15 protein-coding genes are annotated in these 18,024 nt (G+C 73.3%); 6 read left to right on the plus strand and 9 right to left on the minus strand.

Annotated elements, in window-relative coordinates; all coding sequences use genetic code 11:
* Positions 1-11: 11 nt before the first annotated feature.
* Positions 12-1,328: a DUF6716 putative glycosyltransferase gene (locus UW392_RS41310; protein ID WP_320780418.1), complete on the minus strand. Its 1,317-nt coding sequence runs from the start codon at positions 1,326-1,328 to the stop codon at positions 12-14.
* Between the two features lie 198 nt (positions 1,329-1,526).
* Between UW392_RS41310 and UW392_RS41315 the strand changes: the two genes are divergently transcribed.
* From UW392_RS41315 to UW392_RS41325, 3 genes are all read left to right on the plus strand, one after another.
* Positions 1,527-2,507: a glycosyltransferase family 2 protein gene (locus UW392_RS41315; protein WP_320780419.1), complete on the plus strand. Its 981-nt coding sequence runs from the start codon at positions 1,527-1,529 to the stop codon at positions 2,505-2,507.
* Complete coding sequence (locus UW392_RS41320; protein WP_320780420.1) at positions 2,504-3,841, plus strand: alpha-2,8-polysialyltransferase family protein; 1,338 nt, start codon at positions 2,504-2,506, stop codon at positions 3,839-3,841. The genes UW392_RS41315 and UW392_RS41320 overlap by 4 nt, the downstream gene beginning before the upstream one ends.
* Positions 3,842-3,965: 124 nt before the next feature.
* Positions 3,966-4,955, plus strand: coding sequence for a class I SAM-dependent methyltransferase (locus UW392_RS41325; protein ID WP_320780421.1), 990 nt, complete (start codon positions 3,966-3,968; stop codon positions 4,953-4,955).
* A 54-nt stretch (positions 4,956-5,009) separates the two neighbouring features.
* Here UW392_RS41325 and UW392_RS41330 read toward each other — a convergent pair whose 3' ends face one another.
* Both UW392_RS41330 and UW392_RS41335 read right to left on the minus strand, forming a co-directional pair.
* Positions 5,010-7,343 carry a glycosyltransferase gene (locus UW392_RS41330; protein ID WP_320780422.1) on the minus strand — a complete coding sequence of 778 codons (2,334 nt, stop codon included), beginning with the start codon at positions 7,341-7,343 and terminating at the stop codon, positions 5,010-5,012.
* Entirely contained in the window at positions 7,340-8,797 is a 1,458-nt protein-coding gene (locus UW392_RS41335) for a glycosyltransferase family 29 protein (RefSeq protein ID WP_320780423.1), read from the minus strand. Before UW392_RS41335 ends, UW392_RS41330 begins: the two co-directional genes overlap by 4 nt.
* Before the next feature lie 205 nt (positions 8,798-9,002).
* On the opposite strand from UW392_RS41335, the gene UW392_RS41340 reads away from it, so the two are divergent.
* Positions 9,003-10,139, plus strand: a complete 1,137-nt coding sequence (locus UW392_RS41340) for an acyltransferase family protein (protein WP_414497132.1) — start codon at positions 9,003-9,005, stop codon at positions 10,137-10,139.
* A gap of 3 nt (positions 10,140-10,142) precedes the next feature.
* On the opposite strand, the gene UW392_RS41345 is transcribed toward UW392_RS41340, so the two are convergent.
* Positions 10,143-10,793, minus strand: a complete 651-nt coding sequence (locus tag UW392_RS41345) for a TetR/AcrR family transcriptional regulator (RefSeq protein WP_320780424.1) — start codon at positions 10,791-10,793, stop codon at positions 10,143-10,145.
* Between the two features lie 70 nt (positions 10,794-10,863).
* Between UW392_RS41345 and UW392_RS41350 the strand changes: the two genes are divergently transcribed.
* Entirely contained in the window at positions 10,864-12,270 is a 1,407-nt protein-coding gene (locus UW392_RS41350) for an FAD-dependent monooxygenase (protein WP_320780425.1), read from the plus strand.
* Here the strand turns inward: UW392_RS41350 and UW392_RS41355 are convergent.
* From UW392_RS41355 to leuE, 4 genes are all read right to left on the minus strand, one after another.
* A complete protein-coding gene (locus tag UW392_RS41355) occupies positions 12,267-13,181 on the minus strand; it encodes a CPBP family intramembrane glutamic endopeptidase (RefSeq protein WP_320780426.1) in 915 nt (304 codons plus the stop codon). The two genes, UW392_RS41350 and UW392_RS41355, sit on opposite strands and share 4 nt — an antisense overlap.
* A 129-nt stretch (positions 13,182-13,310) precedes the next feature.
* Positions 13,311-13,988 (minus strand): response regulator transcription factor, encoded by a 678-nt coding sequence (locus UW392_RS41360; protein WP_320780427.1) that lies wholly within the window; start codon positions 13,986-13,988, stop codon positions 13,311-13,313.
* A complete protein-coding gene (locus UW392_RS41365) occupies positions 13,985-15,184 on the minus strand; it encodes a sensor histidine kinase (RefSeq protein WP_320780428.1) in 1,200 nt (399 codons plus the stop codon). The genes UW392_RS41360 and UW392_RS41365 overlap by 4 nt, the downstream gene beginning before the upstream one ends.
* Positions 15,185-15,210: 26 nt before the next feature.
* On the minus strand, positions 15,211-15,864 hold the full coding sequence (gene leuE, locus UW392_RS41370) for a leucine efflux protein LeuE (protein ID WP_320780429.1): 654 nt from the start codon (positions 15,862-15,864) through the stop codon (positions 15,211-15,213).
* A gap of 139 nt (positions 15,865-16,003) precedes the next feature.
* Here leuE and UW392_RS41375 point away from each other — a divergent pair, with 139 nt between their 5' ends.
* Entirely contained in the window at positions 16,004-16,837 is an 834-nt protein-coding gene (locus tag UW392_RS41375) for a L,D-transpeptidase family protein (protein ID WP_320780430.1), read from the plus strand.
* A 173-nt stretch (positions 16,838-17,010) separates the two neighbouring features.
* On the opposite strand, the gene UW392_RS41380 is transcribed toward UW392_RS41375, so the two are convergent.
* A partial coding sequence (locus UW392_RS41380; protein ID WP_320780431.1) for a hypothetical protein occupies positions 17,011-18,024 on the minus strand: 1,014 nt, incomplete at its 5' end.

Here is an 18,024-nt window from a genome sequence, read left to right on the forward strand (position 1 = left end):
GGGGGGCGTGGTCACAGCTCGCCCATCCGCCGGATGACGGGCGCCACCCGCTGCACGCCGTGCCGGTAGGCGCCGCGGGCCGCGCGGCGCACGACCTGGCGGACCGGGCCGGGCTCCTTGTCGGCGGCGGGCGCGCCGGGCAGCGGACGGCCGTCGGGGGCGAGGTGGTGCCGGGCGAGGATGCCGGGCAGGTAGCCGGGGGCGGTGGCGGGTGTGTAGTACGGGGTCAGCGGCGGCAGGCCGCCGGGCCGGACGAGCAGCTTGGCGATGCGCTCACGTGCGGTGTCGAAGGCCGTGGCGTACCCGCCGTCGGGGCGGACGCCCTGCCGGGCGACCCACTCCTCGTCGGGGGCGGGCCGGTGGCCGGCGTCGAGCTGGTCCCAGGAGGCGAGGCAGCCGGAGCCGACGAAGTGGTGGTTGCCGAGCGCCTCGCGCACCCCGAGATCGGTGAGGACGACGGTGGGCACGCGGCGGTGCAGGGATTCGAGGGCGGCCGTCGAGCTGACGGTGACGAGCAGGTCGGTGGTGTCCAGGACCTCGCCCATGTTCCCGTAGCGCAGATGGAAGTTGGGCGGCGCGTCGGTCTTCTGGACGAGCTTCTGGTACGGGAGTTCCTCGATGTGCGTGGTGTGCTCGCCGGGCTTGGAACGCAGCTTGAGGACGACCTGGCGCTCGGGGTGCTTCCGGGCGTGCTGCACGAGCCGGTTCAGCAGGTACGTACGGTCCTTGCGGCTGTCCGGTACGGACGGCTGGGCGGCGAAGACGACCGTGTACGGGTCGTGCTCGCCGGTGTAGGGCGCGCCGCCGAGGAAGGGCAGCGCGACCTCGGTGACCGAGGAGGCGTCGGCGCCGACCCCCTCGTAGACGGCCCGGAAGCGGTCCGCGTCCTGGCGGGAGTTGGCGAGGACGAGGTCGGCGCCGTGGCGCAGCAGCAGGCCGTCGGCGAGCTTCTCGTAGACGACGCCGACGTAGCCGGTGACGACGACGGGGCGGTCGGCGCGGTCGGCCCAGACCCGGCCGAGGCCGTGCAGCATCGCCTGGACGCCGCCGCCGACGAGGGCGAGGACCAGGACGTCGTACCGCTTCTCCCCCATCGTCCGCAGGAACTGCAGGGCCGTCACCTCGTCGAGGGAGTCGGCGCGGACGCCGACCTCGCCGAGCTGGCGGGCGGTCGGGGTGGCGCGGCCGCGCAGCAGATAGCCGTCGAGGCGGAGTTCCGCGTCACCCTCGGGGGCGATACGGCTCGCGGTGAGCGCGCCCCATTTCCACCGGGTGTCGGAATCCGCGAGAACCGCGACCCGCAGGGCCTTCGTTGCACTTACTGGCACGTCGACGACGCTAGGAAGGCATTCCGAGGAACGACCCAACCGGAACACAACAAACGGTTAACAGCACATCGCCGAATGACGAATCAGGTCGTCCACAGCTCGAAAAAAGGTTCGCTTCACCGCTTCGCCACGCGTCGTTCACCCCGTATCAAGGTGAGGGTAAATCGACATGCCGGGGCGCCGCCTAACGTCCGGGGTGTGCCAAAGCTCTCCGTCATCGTGCCGTTCTACAACGTGCGCCAATATGTCCCCGATGCCCTGCGGAGCCTTCGCGCCAACGCACGCGAGGACTTCGAGTTCATTCTCGTCGACGACCGCTCCGCCGACGGGACCGCCGATCTGCTCGCGCGCGCGGAGCCGGAGCTGCCGGGGGCGGTGCTGATCAGACACGAGGTGAACGGCGGCCTGGCGACCGCCCGCAACACCGGCATCGACGCCGCCCGCGGGGAGTACCTGACCTTCCTGGACGGCGACGACTGGCTGGCCCCGGGCTACTACGAGCGGCTGGTCGCCGTCATCGAGGAGCTGGGCTGCGACTTCGTGCGCACCGACCACGTGCAGTGCACGGCACGCGCCCGCTCCGTGCACCGGGTGCCGCACGGCCGCCGGAACGTGGCCCTGCGCCCGCGCGACGCGATCCTGCCCGCGCACCGCACCACCTCCGTCGACTACGCCTACGCCTGGGCCGGGATCTACCACCGCCGGCTGGCCGACCGCGGCCTGCTGCACTTCACCCACGGGCTGCGCACCGCCGAGGACCGGCCGTGGATCTGGAAGCTGCACCGGGAGGCGGAGTCCTTCGCGGTGACCAGTCTGCTCGGGGTCTTCTACCGGCGCGGGGTCGCCTCCTCGCTCACCCAGATCGGTGACGCCCGGCAGCTCGACTTCATCCGCGCCTTCGACCAGGTGATCGAGGAGACCGCGGCCGATCCCGACGCGGCCCGGCTGCTGCCCAAGGCCGTGCGCACGTACTGCGCGATCATCTCCCACCACCTCGGTTCCATCGACCGGTTCGAGGCGCCCGTGGCCCGCAGGCTCAGGGAGATGAGCACCGCGGCGCTGCGGCGGATGCCGCAGGCGGTGCTCGACGACGCGCTCGCGTCGATGGACGCCGAGCGGGCCGGCCGGCTGCGCAGGCTGCGCCGCCGTTCCGCCTCGGCCACGGAGGTGGCGGCATGACCACGCAGATCTTCATGGCGTCGACGCTGTACGGCACCGCGACGCTGGCCGCGGCCCTGGACTCCGGCTGTTTCGCGCCGGCCGACCGGCGTGTGCTGCTGGTGTCCAACAACGCCACGACGCCCGAGACCTCCCCGGCCGTGCACGAGATGCCGGGCTTCGGCCACCTGCGGTCCCGGTTCGACGAGGTCGTGTCGTGGAACGAGGCGATCTTCCCGTTCCACCCGGGGGCCTGGGCGCCGCGCCCGGACGACATCCCGCTGTTCGAGCGCTATCTGCGGCTGCTGTGGAACATCGGCGACGACGACGTGGCGCTCGCCGTGGAGTCGATCCAGGTCAACCCGGCGCTCGCGGTGACGGAAATCTTCACCGACGCGCCCGTCACCGTCTACGCCGACGGCCTGATGAGCTACGGGCCCACCCGCAACAAGCTCGACCAGTTGGTCGGCACGCGCGTGGAGCGGCTGCTCCACCTGGACCTGGTGCCGGGCCTGACGCCGCTGCTGCTGAGCGAGTTCGGGGTGGCGCCCGAGGTGGTGCCGACCCCGGCGTTCACCAAGGTGCTGGCCGAACTGGCCGACACCGGCGCCGGGCTCCCGGAGATCGAGGAGCCCGCGCTGCTGCTCGGGCAGTACCTGTCGGCGCTGAACATCCTCTCCGCCGCGGAGGAGGAGGCGCTGCACGTGCGGATGCTCAACGGCGCGGTCGGCCTCGGACACCGGCGGGTCGTCTTCAAGCCGCACCCGTCGGCCCCGGCCCGCTTCACCCGCCTCCTGGAGGAGGAGGCGGAGGGGCTCGGCGTGGAGCTGACGGTCCTGGACAGCCCGGTGCTGGCGGAGGTGGTGTACCAGCGGATGCGGCCCGCGGTCGTCATCGGCTGCTTCTCCACGGCGCTGCTCACCGCCTCCGCGCTGTACGGTCTGCCGGTCGCCCGGGTCGGCACCGAGACGCTCCTGGACCGGCTGACGCCGTTCGAGAACAGCAACCGGATGCCCGTGGCGATCGTCGACGCGCTGCTGCCGGAGCCGGCCGACGCGGAGGCCGTCAAGAGCCGCCGGCCGGGTCTGGCCGACGCCGAGCTGACCGAGCTGGTGCGGGCGCTGGGCTTCACGATGCAGCCGCGGATACTGCCCGAACTGCGGCCGGAGACGGAGCGGTACCTGGCGGCGCGGCTGGACGACCGGACCTGGCGGTACTTCAAGCGGAAGCGGCTGACCTCGCTGGGACTGCCCGGCGGCATCCCGGCCCAGCTCGGCTTCCTGCCCCGCAACGCGACCGTGCGGCGGGTGGCGCGCACGGCGCGCAGTCTGCGGCGCCGGGTGGGCCGCCGCTGAGCCGTGAACCGCGGTTGAAGAAATCGTGAATCGGGGATGGATCGGCGGATTACTCTTTCGATATCGCAGTAATACCGGGCCGGTTCCAGGTTCATTGTTCATTCCTGCTCCCTAGGATCCCGGCATGACGAACCTAGGCCGGCTCTATCCCCTGATGGACGACGTCCAGCTTCCGGACTCGATCCCCTATTCCCAGGTCAGTTCCTGGGAACTGCGGTTCCTGTACCTGCTCGGCCGTCATCACCTCACCGGTGCCGACCGGCTCGTCGAACTCGGCTCGGGCGGCGGGGGTTCGACGTACGCGCTGGCGCTCGGGCTGCGGGAGAGTCCCGTCTTCGACGAGCGCACGGGCCGGCTGCACGCCTACGATTTCTTCCGGGTCGGCAAGGGCACCTTCGCCTCGGAGAAGTTCTTCACCTCCGGGGCGAAGCCGCAGGACGACAACTCCTTCCTCGCCGACTTCCGGGAGCGACTGGCGCCGTTCCTGCCGTTCCTGGAGATCCACGCCGGGGACCTGTGGCAGACCAGCGACCCGGACGACACCACCCCGGTGGAGTTCCTGCACATCGACATAGCCAAGACCGCCCGGGTCTTCCGCTGTGTCACCGAGCGGTTCCTGACCAGGCTGCGGCCCGGCTCGGTCGTACTGCACCAGGACTTCGCCGGGCCCCGGCTGCCCTGGCTGCACCACAGCACCGGCGCGCTGCTGCCGTACATCGAGATCGCCGGCCCGCCGATCCGCTCCACGCTCGCCTTCGAGGTGGCCCGGCCGATCCCCGGGGAGGTGCTGAAGCGGATCGCGGAGGACGCCTACACGGTGGACGAGAAGCTCGAACTGATCTCCGCCGTGCAGGAGCGGATCGACCACGACCACACCGGCGGCATCCCGTTCAGGTCGGTCCTGGAGTTCGCCAAGGCGTACGTCGCCCACTACGACGGCGACCACAGGCGCGCCTGGTCGATCGCCAGGCCGCTGACCTCCGACGCCTATCTGAGCCGGACGCGCGCCGACCACTTCACGCAGTTGCGCACGGCGTACGAGCAGGACCGTGCGGCGACCGGCTCCGGCGGCTCGAAGCTGTCGCGGCTGGTGAAACGGGCCGTCGGCCGCTGACCCGCGCACGAGAGGGGCGGGCCCCCGCGGGGGCCCGCCCTCGTTCCGGTCCCGTCAGGCGCCGAGTATCCGCCGGATCTCGGCGGCGTTGTCCTCGGTCACCCGCCACAGCTCCCGCTGCCGCCCGTGGACGTCGGCGACGGTCTCGGCGTGCGCGTCCAGGATGCCGACGGCCCGCTCGGTGAGGATCGCGCCCAGGTTCTTGTCGTGGACGGAGACACCCCACTCGGGACGCTCGATGTCGGCCAGGAAGTACGCCATCTTCGGGTGCGAGATCAGGCTGATGATCGGCGTGCCGACCCCGAACGGGATCATGCCGGCGTGGCCGCGCATGCCGATGACCAGGCGGGTCTTTGCGTACAGGTCCCGGATCTCGTCGTTGTCGAAGTCGTACATCGGGATGACCGGCAGCGAGATGCCGTGTTCGCGGCGCAGGTCGAAGGCGATCTTCTCGTCGTCCAGGGAGTGCGCCGCGCAGCGGACCTCGGTGTGCGCGCCGATGCCCCGCACCGCCTTGGCGATCTCGCCGAGGAAGTGCGCGTAGTCGTGGCCGAAGCGCAGGCCCGCGCGGTCGTAGGCCGCGTTGAGCAGGACGGTGTCCTCGCGGTACGACGGGTCGGTCCAGCCGGGCACGAGCTGGCGGCTGACCGTGGTGGGGCAGGGCTGGAAGCGGACCTTGTCGTGCAGGTGGTCCGGGAGCATGGCCCGCACCTTGGCGATGGAGCCGTGGTTGCGCAGTCCGAAGAAGGCGGACTTCTCCACCAGGAGCCGCAGGCTCTCCCGGAACCGGCCGGCCCGGTAGGACTGGCCGTCGAACGCGTTGAACCCGACCGCGTAGACCATGATCGGCACGTCGACGGCGCGTAGGTGCTCGTCGGGGACGTTCCACTGCCAGGCGCTGTTGCCGTTGGGCATGGTGTCCGGGATGAACAGGCCGCCGCCGCCGATGACCAGGCCGCGCCGGGCGTTGACCCGGTCCAGGGCCGCCTTGTCGAAGTAGCGGTGGGCGTGGACGGAGTGCCAGCGCCGGCTGGTGGTGTCCGCGCCGAAGCCGAGCCGGACGGTCTCGGGGAGCAGCTTGTCGCCGGCGTTGCCCTGCCGGTCCATGTAGAAGGCGACGTGCGCGAGCTGGTCCTCGGGGGCGCCCAGCTCCTGCGCGGGCACGGAGGCCGCGCGCTGCGCCCACAGCCGGCTGGGGCGGTGGGTGATGTCGACGGCGAGGCCCGCCGTGGCGTACTCCAGGGCCGCCTTGTTGTCGCCGTGCACCCAGGACATCTGGGCGAGCCGGGAGTAGGCGGTGGCGGCCCGGTTGGGCGCGGCGGCGGCCAGCAGCAGCTGGGCCTTGGCCTCGTCATAGCGGGAGACGCTCATCAGGGCGTGGCCGAGGACCTCGTGCGGCCACGCCTCGTCGAGCGGGATGCGGACGCCTTCGAGGAGGTCGACGGCGTCCTGGTAGTCGCCGGCGGCGATGTGCGCGGCGGCGACCTTGCGGGCGTACTCGACGTGGCCGGTCCGCCGGACGTGCGGGGTGCCGAAGTGGATCAGCAGGTCGTGGTGGAGGCCGCCGGAGGAGTTGAGGTAGGCGGCGTGGAACTCGGCGTCGGACATCTCGTACTCGCGCCAGCGGTCCTCGGCCTGGGAGTACCCGGCCTCGCCGCCCTGCCAGGGCTTGTGCCGCCCGGTGAAGTGCAGGATCGCGGTGTCGTCGGGGACGGGCAGGTCGCCGGAGAGGCGCCGCTTGACGAAGTTGTAGCGGGCGTCGAGGCGGACGAAGTCGCCGTCCAGGACGGCGTTGAGGATGCCCTGGTCGTGCTTGTCCAGCTCGTAGTCGCCGCTGCGTCCGGTGGCGTCGAGCTTCGCGCAGAACGCGTCGGAGAGGTACTCGCGCTGGATGACGAGGAGGCCCGAGTTGAGCTTGTGCTGCCCGTAGAAGAACTGCGGGACGGCCGCGAGGCCCTCGCGGAGCTTCAGCAGTTCCCCGAGGTCACCGAGGACGACCATGTCGGTGTCGAGGGTGATGACGGTGTCGTACTCGCGGATGCGGAAGACGTCGAGGATGAAGTACGCCTTGCGTACCAGGTAGTTGTCCTGGTCGCCCTTCTTGTACGAGTCGTAGTGCTCGGCGTCGACCCTGCGCAGCACGACGCGCGGGTGCAGGGCGCGTATCTTCGCGATCGAGCCGGGCTTCAGGTCGTCGTGGAGGACGACGAAGTCCTCGCACACGCCCGGGTTGGACAGGGCGAGGCTGCGCAGCAGGACGAGGAAACCGGGGAGGTAGTTCTCGTCGACGTAGGACGCGAAGGCGATGCGGCGCTTGCCGGTGAGGTCGTGGGCCGCGGTCACCGGGGCCTGGGCCGCGGCGCCCGGCGTCGGGAGGGTCGTCGTCATCGCAGGGATATCCTCATGTCGGTCACGCTCTGGGCCCGCTCCATGACCCACGCCTTCTCGCTGGTGTATTCGTGCACGGAGGTGATGGCCAGCTTCATCGCCTCGGGCACCCGGTAGGCGCCGGACTCGTAGAAGTCGAAGCCGATCAGGTCGAGCTTGGGGCTGACGTCCAGGAAGTCCAGCAGGAACAGCGTGTTGAAGCCGGTGGTCGGAATACCCGACCAGACGTCGGCGCCGAGCCGGCCGATGTTGCGGACGGGCCAGCGCAGCGACTCGTCACCGAGGTAGGTCTGGGCGCCGGGGACGAGGCGGTTGCGCAGCGACCACTTCCAGTCGCCGGAGATCCCGCCGTAGACCAGGCGGGTGGTGACCTTCTGGTCCCAGTTGAAGCCGTGCTTGTGGATGGTGGCGTGGATGTCGGTACGGCTGCCGGTGTGCTTGGGGTCGATCCGGTACGAGTTGAAGCGCACGACCAGGTCGTAGCCGTCGATCTGGGAGCCCATCCCACTGGCGCCGACGCGTCCCGAGTTGGCGATCAGGCAGACGGACTTGCCGGCCACCAGGTTGCGGAACTCGCCGAGGGTGACCCATTGCACGCCGCCGACGGTGGGGTCGGCGACGGGGCCGCGCATGCGGTTGCGGCGCTGCTCGGCGTAGAGGGCGAGGACCTCGGTGAGCGCCGGCAGGTCCTGGTCGACGGCGGTGCGCAGGTCCAGGTACTGGCTGAGCAGGTCCTGCCGGTCGGCGACCGGGGCCTCCTCCTCGGCCTGGACGAGGAGCGCGGCCACCAGCCGGGGTTCGGCGGCGGCCCAGTCACCGGCGGCGTGCGCGGCCAGTCCCGCGGCCCAGACGTCGGTGGCGTCGCCGCGCGTGTGGTCCCGGGCCGCCGGGCACTGCCGGAGAAGCAGGTCGAGCAGTTCGCGTTCCTTCTTGGCCGCGGTGCGCAGTCCGGCGACGCGGGGGCGGACGCCGAAGCCGTCGTCGTCGGTCAGGGAGACGTACTTCTCGTACGCCTCGATCGCGTCGGTCTCGTCGCCGAGCGCCTCCAGGAGGCGGGCGCGCAGCCGCCAGCCGGCGCGGGAGTTCTTCCGCTGGGCGAGGACGGTGTCGCTGATGACGAGGGCGAGGTTCATCTCGTCGTCGTAGCCGCACTGGAGCGCCTTGTTGGCGACGGCCAGCAGGGCGTCGAGCAGCTCGCCGGGGATGGTGCCGGCGGCCGGGGCCGCCGTGCCCTTGACGGCGCGCTTGAGCAGGGCGGTGGCGCCCGAGGGGGCCGCGGCGGGGCCGTCGGCGCGGTGCGTCCCCCACACGACGAGCAGCTTGCGCAGCTCCTCGGCGAGTTCCACGCGGCGCCGGTCGAGGCTGCCGACGAGCTTGCCGCTGTGCACCGCGCAGGCGCGCAGGCAGGCGTCCAGCTCACCCCCGCGCGCACGTTTGTTCTGGACCCTCGTCATGCCACTCCTGATTTTTCTCTGCCGCAGGGGATGTCGGGCGAACTTAGAAAGCGAAAACGTCCCGGGGGTGAACAGGCTGGGTCCACCGGGCGAATGGTTGCTCCGTCGAACGGTCATGCCTGTGATTCGGACTGACGTGCTGACTAACGTGCTCGGGAGTTCACAGCCGGCACACCGGTGCCTCATACCCGGCGAGGAGAATCCCGTGACCAGCGCGACCGTCCCACCGGTGGCCGAGAGGGCCGGCGCCGCCGACGCGGCCCACGCGCCGGAGCCCGCTCCGGCGCCCCGCCCCGCGTCCCGGCTGCGGGCCCTGGACGGGCTGCGGCTGGTGGCCGCCCTGATGGTGGCGGCCTACCACTACGGCGGTCGCGGCGGCGCCGTCACCGACGCCTGGGGCGGCTCCGCCCAGCACCAGTTCCCGACGCTGCACACGCTGTTCTCGTACGGCTGCCTCGGCGTCCAGGTGTTCTTCGTGATCAGCGGCTTCGTGATCTGCATGAGCGGCTGGGGACGGACCCTGACGTCGTTCTTCGCCTCCCGGGTCGCCCGGCTGATGCCCGCCTACTGGGTGGCGGTGGTCCTGGTGACGGCCGTCTTCGCGCTGCCCGTGGTCGCCTACGACGCCGTGGCGGCCAGCGACGCGCTGGTGAACCTGACCCTGCTCCAGCAGCCGCTGGGCGCGGACCGGGTGCTCGGCGTGTGCTGGACGCTGTGGGTCGAGATACGGTTCTACGCGCTGTTCGCGCTGTGCGTCGTCCTGCCCGGCGCGACCCGCCGCCGGGTGCTGCTGTTCTGCGGCGGCTGGCTGCTGGCGGCGGCGCTGGCGGCGCGGGAGCCGCTGCTGGAGCTGGTGCTGATGCCGGAGTACGCGCCGTTCTTCGTCGGCGGGATCGGCCTGTACCTCGTCCACCGCGACCGGCGGGACGCGCACGCCTGGGGCGTCACGGCCGTCAGCTTCCTGGTCGGGCAGCACTACGCCGTGGACAGCCTGTGGAACGTCTCCGACCCCGATGCCTTCGCGCACCGCACGACCCTCGGCATCGTGCTGGTCGTCGCCTTCGGCTTCATCGCGGTGGCGGTGATCGCCCTGGGCCGGCTGAACCGGGCGAACTGGCGCTGGCTCACGGTGGCCGGGGCGCTGACGTACCCCTTCTACCTGGTCCACGAGCACCTGGGCTGGGTGGTGATCCGCGCCCTGCACCGCTCGCTGGGCGTGCCGTCGGCGGCGACGTTCGCGCTGACCGTCGTCTCGATGCTGGTCCTGGCCTGGCTGCTGCACCGTCTCGTCGAGAAGCCGCTGACGCCCCGGCTGCGGGCCGCGCTGTCCCGGGTGCGCTGAGGGTCAGCCGACGCCGTACCGGGCGGCGATGCCGTCGAGGACCAGCGCCAGGCTCTCCTCGAAGTGCCGGTCGTAGTCGGCGAAGATCTCCCGGCCGGCCGCCGCGGTCAGCGGGAAGCCGGCCATCGCACGGGCGCGTTCGTCGACGTCGAACCCCTCGCGCCGCTCCCCCGGCAGCGGCTGCACACCCTGTTCCTCGGTGACGAACCCGAGGGTGAAGAAGTGCGTCGTCGAGCCGGCCCGCACGGCCTGGGCCAGGGTGAGTCCGGCGGCGGTGAGCAGCCGGAGCGTCTCCTCCATCTGCTCGGCGTGGACCGCGCCGGTGAAGCGGGAGCCGCTGAACACCTTGGCTCCGTCGCGGTAGCCGAGGAGCGCCGCGCGCAGCCCCCGGTTGGTCTTCGACAGCCGCTCCCGCCAGGTGTCGCCCGGGTCGAGGGCGGTCCCGGCGACCATGCGGCGGTACATCTCCGTCGCCATCTCGTCGAGCAGCGCCTGCTTGTCCTTGAAGTGCCAGTAGAGCGCGGGCGCCTTGACGTCCAGCTCCTTGGCGATGGCCCGCAGGGTCAGGCCGTCCAGTCCCGTCTCGTTCAGCAGCCGCAGGGCCGTCCCGGCGACCCGGCGGCGGTCGAGGGGGGTGCGTCGTCCGGTATCCACGCTTGACAGCTTAACGGCGTTAAGCGCATCCTCGCCGTAGCAGCTACTTAACAACGTTAAGGGGATATGCGTGGAAACCGACGTTCTGGTCATCGGTGCCGGGCCCACCGGCCTGGCCCTCGGGGTCGACCTCGCCCGGCGCGGCGTGGCCGCGCTGGTCGTGGAGCGGGCCGACGGGCTGTTCCCGGGCTCGCGCGGCAAGGGCCTCCAGCCCCGCACGATGGAGGTCTTCGACGACCTCGGCGTCCTCGGCGCGATCCGCGCGGCGGGCGGCACGTACCCGGTCGGGATGGTCTGGCGGGACGGCGAACGGCTCGGCGAGCACCACATGTTCGACCCGGTGGAGCCGGACGAGTCCGCTCCGTACAACGAGCCCTGGATGGTGCCCCAGTGGCGGACGCAGGAGATCCTGCACGCGCGGCTGACGGAGCTGGGCGGCCGGGTCGCCTTCGGCCTGGAGGTCACCGGACTCGACCAGGACGGCTCCGGGGTCCGGGCGCGGTGCGCCGACGGCACGGAGATCACCGCCCGGTACGCGGTCGCCGCCGACGGCGGGCGCTCGGCCGTGCGCCGCGCGGTCGGCATCGGCATGACCGGCCGGACCGTCGACCCGCGGCCGACCCTGGTGGCGGACGTCCGGATCACCGGCCTGGACCGCGCCAACTGGCACCTGTTCCCGGCGGCCGACGGGGAGGACGGCTTCCTCGCCGTCTGCCCGCTCGCGGGCACCGAGGAGTTCCAAGTCGCCGCCCGGTTCGGCGAGGACGAGGAGGTGGACGTCTCCCCCGACGGCGTCCGCAAGGCCGTCGCCGCCCGGTCGCACCTGTCGCCCGAGCAGATCACCGAGGTCCGCTGGGCCTCGGACTTCCGGCCGCGCGAGGCCCTCGCCGACCGCTTCCGGGCGGGCCGGGTCTTCCTCGCCGGGGACGCCGCGCATGTGCACTCCCCGGCCGGCGGACAGGGCCTCAACACCAGCGTCCAGGACGCCTACAACCTCGGCTGGAAGCTCGGCGCGGTGCTGAGCGGCGCCGCGGACCCGGAGCTGCTGGACACCTACGGGGAGGAGCGGCGGCCGGTCGCCGCGGAGATGCTCGGCCTGTCCGGCGGCGTCCACCGCGGTGAGATCCGGCGCGGTGAGGCCACCACGCAGCTCGGCCTCGGCTACCGCGCGTCGTCGCTGTCCCGGGACGGCCGCGACCCGTCCGAGGGCCCGCTGCGGGCCGGTGACCGCGCCCCCGACGCGACGGTGGCGGGCGTACGGCTCTTCGACGCGTTCCGCGGGCCGCACTGGACGCTGCTCGCGCTGGACGCCGAGCCGCCCGCGCTCCCGCCGGCGGTGCGGGTCGTACGCGGCCCGGCCCGGCCCGCGTACGGCGCGGGGCTGTTCCTCGTCCGGCCGGACGGCTACGTCGGCTGGGCCGGCGGCCCCGGGGCGGCGGTCCCGGCCGACTACCCGGGCCGCGTCGGGCTCGGCTAGCCGCGCTCGGGGGACCGGGCGCCGCGCGGGAGGACGAGCCCCCGGCGTCCGGCCGCCCGCAGGAACAGGACCGTCGGCACCGAGCAGACCAGGATCGCGAAGATGCTCGCCTCCGGTCCGAAGGCCCCGCCGGTCAGCGCCTCCGGACCGGTAAGGGTGCCCCGCAGCAGTCCGCGCGGCCCCGTGTCGTCGCCGGAGACGGTGACCCCGAGGATCCCGCTGAGGGCGTAGTTCCAGCCGAGGTGGACGCCGATCGGCACCCACAGGGTGCGGGTGGCGGCGTAGGCGGCGCCCAGCATCAGCCCGCCCTCGACGGCGATGGCGAGCGCGCCCCACAGGGTGGCCTCGGGGTTGAGCAGGTGCAGCCCGCCGAAGAGCACGGCGGAGACGGCCAGCGCGCCCCTGGTGCCGGTGAGTTCCTCGACGAGCCGGAAGAGCACACCGCGGAAGAGCAGTTCCTCGGTGACGGCGACGCCCACCATCACCCCGAGCACCGTCAGCGCGCCGCCGACCGACACCCCGCCCTCGGTGCCGTACCCGCCGCACAGGACGACCAGTACGAACGTCGCCGCGAAGAGGCCCAGTCCGGTGAGGGTCCCGGCGCGCAGGTCCGGCCGGGCGCGGGCCGGGTCGAGTTCGGCGACCGGGCGCTGCTCCAGGAACCGTACGGCGTACGCGTAGGCGCACAGCGCGCCCCCGGCGACGAGCGCGCCGCCGAGGAGGGAGAGCACCGGGTTGTCCCCGGCGACCTGCCGCACCCCGGCGGCGAGGGCCGTCACGGCGGCGAACGCCACGGCCGTCACCAGCAGCCGGAAGCCGGCCGGGCGGACCGGGCGCACGGCGGCGACCGGCTCCTGGGCGAACAGGGACTTCAGCGGCGCGAGACGCGCCGCCGCGTTGGTGAGATCCATGTCCGGCACGCTACGAGCGGCACCGGGGGCGGGACGTCCCCCCGCGGTGGACAGTGCGGTGTAGCTCTCCCGGGGGACAAGGGCCCTGTCCCTCCCGCCGGTTCGGTCCCCGGCGTTCGTCCCGCCGGTTCACTCCCCGGCCGGCACCAGGCCGACGCGGTGCGCGAGCACCACCGCCTGGACGCGGTCGCGCAGGTCGAGCTTGGTCAGGATGCGGGAGACGTACGTCTTGACCGTCTCGCGGCTGAGGACCATCCGGTCGGCGATCTCCGCGTTGGACAGCCCCTCGGCGATCAGCGTCAGCACCTCGGTCTCGCGCGGGGCGAGGACGGACAGGACCTGCGGTACGCCGCTCCCGCGCGCCCGCTCCGGGCGGATGCGGTCGGCGAACCGGCCCACGAGGCGCCGGGTGACGGCGGGCGCCAGCAGCGACTCACCGGCGGCGACGGTCCGGATGCCGTCCACCAGCTCGCGCGGCGGCGCGTTCTTCAGCAGGAACCCGCTGGCACCGGCGCGCAGTGCCTCGTACACGTACTCGTCGAGGTTGAAGGTGGTCACGACCAGGACCTTCACCGGGTCGGCGGCCTCCGGACCGGCGAGCAGCCGGGTCGCCTCGATGCCGTCCAGGACGGGCAGCCGGATGTCCATCACCACCACGTCGGGACGGAGCAGCCGGGCCTGTTCGACCCCCGCCCGGCCGTCGGCGGCCTCGCCGACGACCTCCAGGTCGGGCTGGGCGGAGAAGACGGTCGCGTAGCCGGCCCGGATCAGTTCCTGGTCCTCGACGATCAGCACCCTGACGGTCATGCCGCTCCCTGGGCCGGTATCCGGGCGTGGACGCCGAAGCCGCCGTCCGGGCGGGCCCCGGCGAGGAGTTCGCCGCCGCAGACGCCGACCCGCTCGCGCAGGCCGATCAGTCCGTGTCCGCCGCCCCGCACGGGCGGGCGGGGCGGGGCCGCGGGGACGGCGGCCAGGGGGGCCGCTCCGGTGACCACCTCGACCTCCAGCGCGTCGGGCGCGTACCGCACCGTCACGTCCGTGCGGTGCCCGGGGGCGTGCTTGAGGGCGTTGGTGAGGGACTCCTGCACCACCCGGTAGGCGGCTAGCTCCACGGCGGAGGCCAGCGGACGGCGCTCGCCGTGCTCGGCCAGCTCCACGGGCTGGCCCGCCGCCCGGGTCTGCTCCACCAGGTCGGCGAGGCTCCCGGGGACGGGGCCGCGGTCGGCGCCGTCGGCCGCCTTGAGCACGCCGAGGAGGTACTGGAGGTCGGTGAGGGCGTGCCGTCCGGAGTCGCCGATCGCGGCGAGGCCGGTGGCGACCCGGTCCGGGGCGTCGGCGAGGAGGTACTGCGCGGCGTCCGCCTGCACCACCATCGCGGTGACGTGATGGGTGACGACGTCGTGCAGTTCGCGGGCGATCCCGGCGCGCTCCCGGGCGACGGCGGCCTCGGCCGCGAGCCGCCGCCGTTCCGCCTCGGCGGCCCGGCGGGCCCGTACGGACCGGCCCACGCCCCAGCACGCGGCGAGGACCAGGTACATGAGGACGTAGTCGGCGAGGGCGTGCGGCGCGCCCCGGTGGTGCAGCGCGAGGGCGAACGGCACGTAGAGCGCGGTGCCGAGCACGGGCACGGCCCGGCGCCCGCCGTGGACTCCCGCGCCGTACAGGGCGGCGTACAGGGCGACGCTCGCGAGGACGGGCGGGTAGGCGGCCAGCTCACGTGCCGCGAAGGCGAGGGCCACCACCGCGAGACACGCCCCGGGCCACCGCCGCCGCACCGCCAGCGGCAGCCACAGCAGCGCGGTGAGCACGACGCCCGCCGGGTCGTACGGCCGCTGCGGCAGGTCCCCGAACCGCGCGCCGAGTGCCGCGGTGACCGGCGCGAACACCACGGGCGCGAGGACCACGGTGATCACCGCGTCCCGGGTCGTGGCGCCGAGCGCGCCCCAACGGGCCGCGGCGCCCCGCGCGTTGCCGACCACTGCCGCCGCAGTCGCTCTCCTCACGGCCCGAGAGCTTAGCGCCGCGTCCGTCAGGCACCGGCCAGGGACAGCTTCACGGCGAAGCCGAGGAACAACGCGCCCGCCGCCGAGGTCGCGCCCGCCGACAGCCGCTTGCGGCGGCGGAAGGCGGTGGCCAGCCGGGTGCCACTGAAGATCAGCGCGCTGAGGTAGAGGAAGCTGAACAGCTGGGCGAAGGCGCCGAGGACCACGAAGGACAGGGCGGGATGGGCGTAGCCCGGGTCCACGAACTGAACGAAGAAGGCGACGAAGAAGAGAATCGCCTTGGGGTTGATCAGGCTGACGACCAGGGCCCGGCGGAAGGGCCGCTCGTCGGCGGCGGCCGTCCCCTGCGGCGCCTCGCCGGCGGCCTGCTCGCGCCGCGTCCGCCACATCCGCGAGGCGGCCCGCAGCATGCCGACCGCGAGCCAGGTGAGGTATCCGGCACCGGCGTACTTCACGATCCCGAACAGCACGGGGTTGCCCTGGAGCAGGGAGGCGACCCCCGCGGCGGAGAGCGTCATCAGCACGGTGTCCCCGCAGAAGACGCCACCGGCGGCCCGGTATCCGGCGCGGACACCGCGCCGGGCGGCGACCGAGAGCACGTAGAGCGAGTTGGGACCGGGCAGCAGGACGATGAGGAGGACGCCCGCCAGGTAGGTGGGGAGATCGATGACGCCGAACATGGGAGGAGTGTCGCACGGGCGTACGAGACGGAAAGCGGCCGGGATCACCCGTTCGCGGGCGCCGGTTACCGGGGAGACATCCCGGGTGGCGTCGAGGGCATCGATGAGACGACCGGGGGCGGGAGTGCGTAGGACGGGTATGGGGAAACGGGTCGCCGCGCTGCTGGTGCTGTCCGTGGTCTGCGGGTGCACGGTGCAGCCCGTCGGCGAGGACGGCAAGGGACGCTCACCGGTCCACATCGAACTGCCGGGGAGCGCCCCCGCGACGACACCGGACGGGACGGGCGCGACGCGTGAGGAGCGGCGGGACACACCCGCCGTGTCCCCTCCCGCCGTCCCCGCCCCCGTCCTGTGGTCGCCCGGCGCCACCGGCCGGGACGTGCGCGAACTGCAGGCCCGGCTGCGGCAGATCGAGTGGCTCTACGACGGACCGACCGGCACCTACGACGAGCTGACGGAGAAGGCGGTGCGCGGCTTCCAGGGCAAGCGCGGGCTCCCCGCCACGGGCCGGACCGACACCGTCACCTGGGAGCGGCTCAAGGGCATGACGCGCGAGCCCGGCCACTGGGACCTGTATCTCATGGGCGGCCAGCCCGCCGCCGCGCCCGATCCGCGCTGCCTGACCGGCCGGGTGCTCTGCGTCAGCAAGGAGAGCCGCACGCTGCGCTGGATGATCGACGGCCGGACCGTGTCGACGATGTCGGTCCGGTTCGGCTCCAAGGGCACGCCGACCCGGGAGGGCGAGTTCAAGGTCTACTGGAAGTCCCGCGACCACTTCTCGACGCTGTACGACTCGTCCATGCCGTACGCGATGTTCTTCAGCGGCGGCCAGGCCGTGCACTTCTCGTCCGACTTCGCGGCCCGCGGCTACGCGGGCGGCTCGCACGGCTGCGTCAACGTGGGCGACGAGGCGGCGGTCGCGCAGCTGTACGCGGAGGTCCGCGAGGGCGACAAGGTCGTCGTCTACGCCTGAGGCCGTCCACGGCCGAGCCGGACCAGGAGGGGTGCGGGGCGCGGACGGGACCGGGGGAACGTGTCCCGCCCGCGCCGAGGTGCACGAGCCGCAGGTACGGGGGGAACCCCGGCTCGGTGCGAAGCCGATGACCAGTCGGCTCACTACCTACTGCGTCGAGCCCCGCGAAAGTGTCACACCTGCCTCGCGGCGACCCCGCCGGCCTGCGGAGACGTCCGCAGCGAGCCGGTCTCGGGAACCGAGGCACGGTCGGGCCGGCGCTCGGCGGAACCGGACCGCTCGGTGTGCCGGTGACCGGAGCGGCCGTCGGCACGCCGGCCGTCACCGTCGGCGTCGCCCCTGCCCCCTCCGGGCCGACCGCGGTCCCGGTCCAGGTCCCGGTCCCGGTCGTCCCCGCCGCGCGCGTCGTCGTCGCCCAGCAGGAGGTTGGCGTTGTGGGTGGGCCGGGTGGCGGTGCCGCCCGCCTCGTCGTGCCCGCCGTCGCGGCCGTCCCGGTCGTCGTGACCGTCCTCGGCGGCGCCGTCCCCGTACCCGCTCCCGCCGCGGCCGTCCCCGTCCTTCCCGGCATCGGCACCGGCACCGGGCTCCGCGTCCGGGCCGGAGCCGCGGGCGGACTCGCCCAGGAGGTCGTCGCAGTACTCGCCCACCCGGGCGGGGCCGCCGGCCTCCGCCGCGAGGGCCCGGCCGCGGGAGCGGTCCAGGGTTCCGCCCGCGCGCAGTTCCCGGCAGGAGGAGGCGAAGCCCTCGCGCTGCCGGGCCGCGTCCCCGGCCGGGTCGTCGACGGCCGCGCCGGGGCCGGTGTCCCCGGCGCCGCCGGTCTCGTCCTCGGTGCCGTCCTCGCCGGTCGGCGCGGTGGCGGACCCTTCGGGGCCCACGCCGCGCGGGGTGTCCCGCGGTGAGGGCGACATCATCGGGCGGTCGGGGGTGACCGCGGCGGACACCGTGGAGGTGGGCTCCGGTCCGCCGCCGCCGAACGGGGCCAGCACGCCGGTACCGGCCGCGACCGCGACCCCGCCGGCCATGCCCACGGCGAGCGCTGCGGCCAGGCCCAGCCGCAACGGGCGGGAGCCGAGCGGACGCCGGGCACCGTTGTCACGCCCGCCTATCCGTACGAGTCCGGTGTCGGGGGCGGCACCACGGCCACCGGCCGCCACCGGGCCGCCGGCCGCCACCGGGCCGCCCGCGGC

The sequence above is a fragment of the Streptomyces sp. CRN 30 genome (genome assembly GCF_034105845.1).

Coding starts and splice junctions, on each gene's coding strand:
- UW392_RS41320 (WP_320780420.1), top strand. CDS start 2,504: ATGACCACGCAGATCTTCATGGCGTCGACGCTGTACGGCACCGCGACG.
- UW392_RS41325 (WP_320780421.1), top strand. CDS start 3,966: ATGACGAACCTAGGCCGGCTCTATCCCCTGATGGACGACGTCCAGCTT.
- UW392_RS41330 (WP_320780422.1), bottom strand. CDS start 7,343: ATGACGACGACCCTCCCGACGCCGGGCGCCGCGGCCCAGGCCCCGGTG.
- UW392_RS41335 (WP_320780423.1), bottom strand. CDS start 8,797: ATGACGAGGGTCCAGAACAAACGTGCGCGCGGGGGTGAGCTGGACGCC.
- UW392_RS41355 (WP_320780426.1), bottom strand. CDS start 13,181: ATGGATCTCACCAACGCGGCGGCGCGTCTCGCGCCGCTGAAGTCCCTG.
- UW392_RS41360 (WP_320780427.1), bottom strand. CDS start 13,988: ATGACCGTCAGGGTGCTGATCGTCGAGGACCAGGAACTGATCCGGGCC.
- leuE (WP_320780429.1), bottom strand. CDS start 15,864: ATGTTCGGCGTCATCGATCTCCCCACCTACCTGGCGGGCGTCCTCCTC.
- UW392_RS41375 (WP_320780430.1), top strand. CDS start 16,004: ATGGGGAAACGGGTCGCCGCGCTGCTGGTGCTGTCCGTGGTCTGCGGG.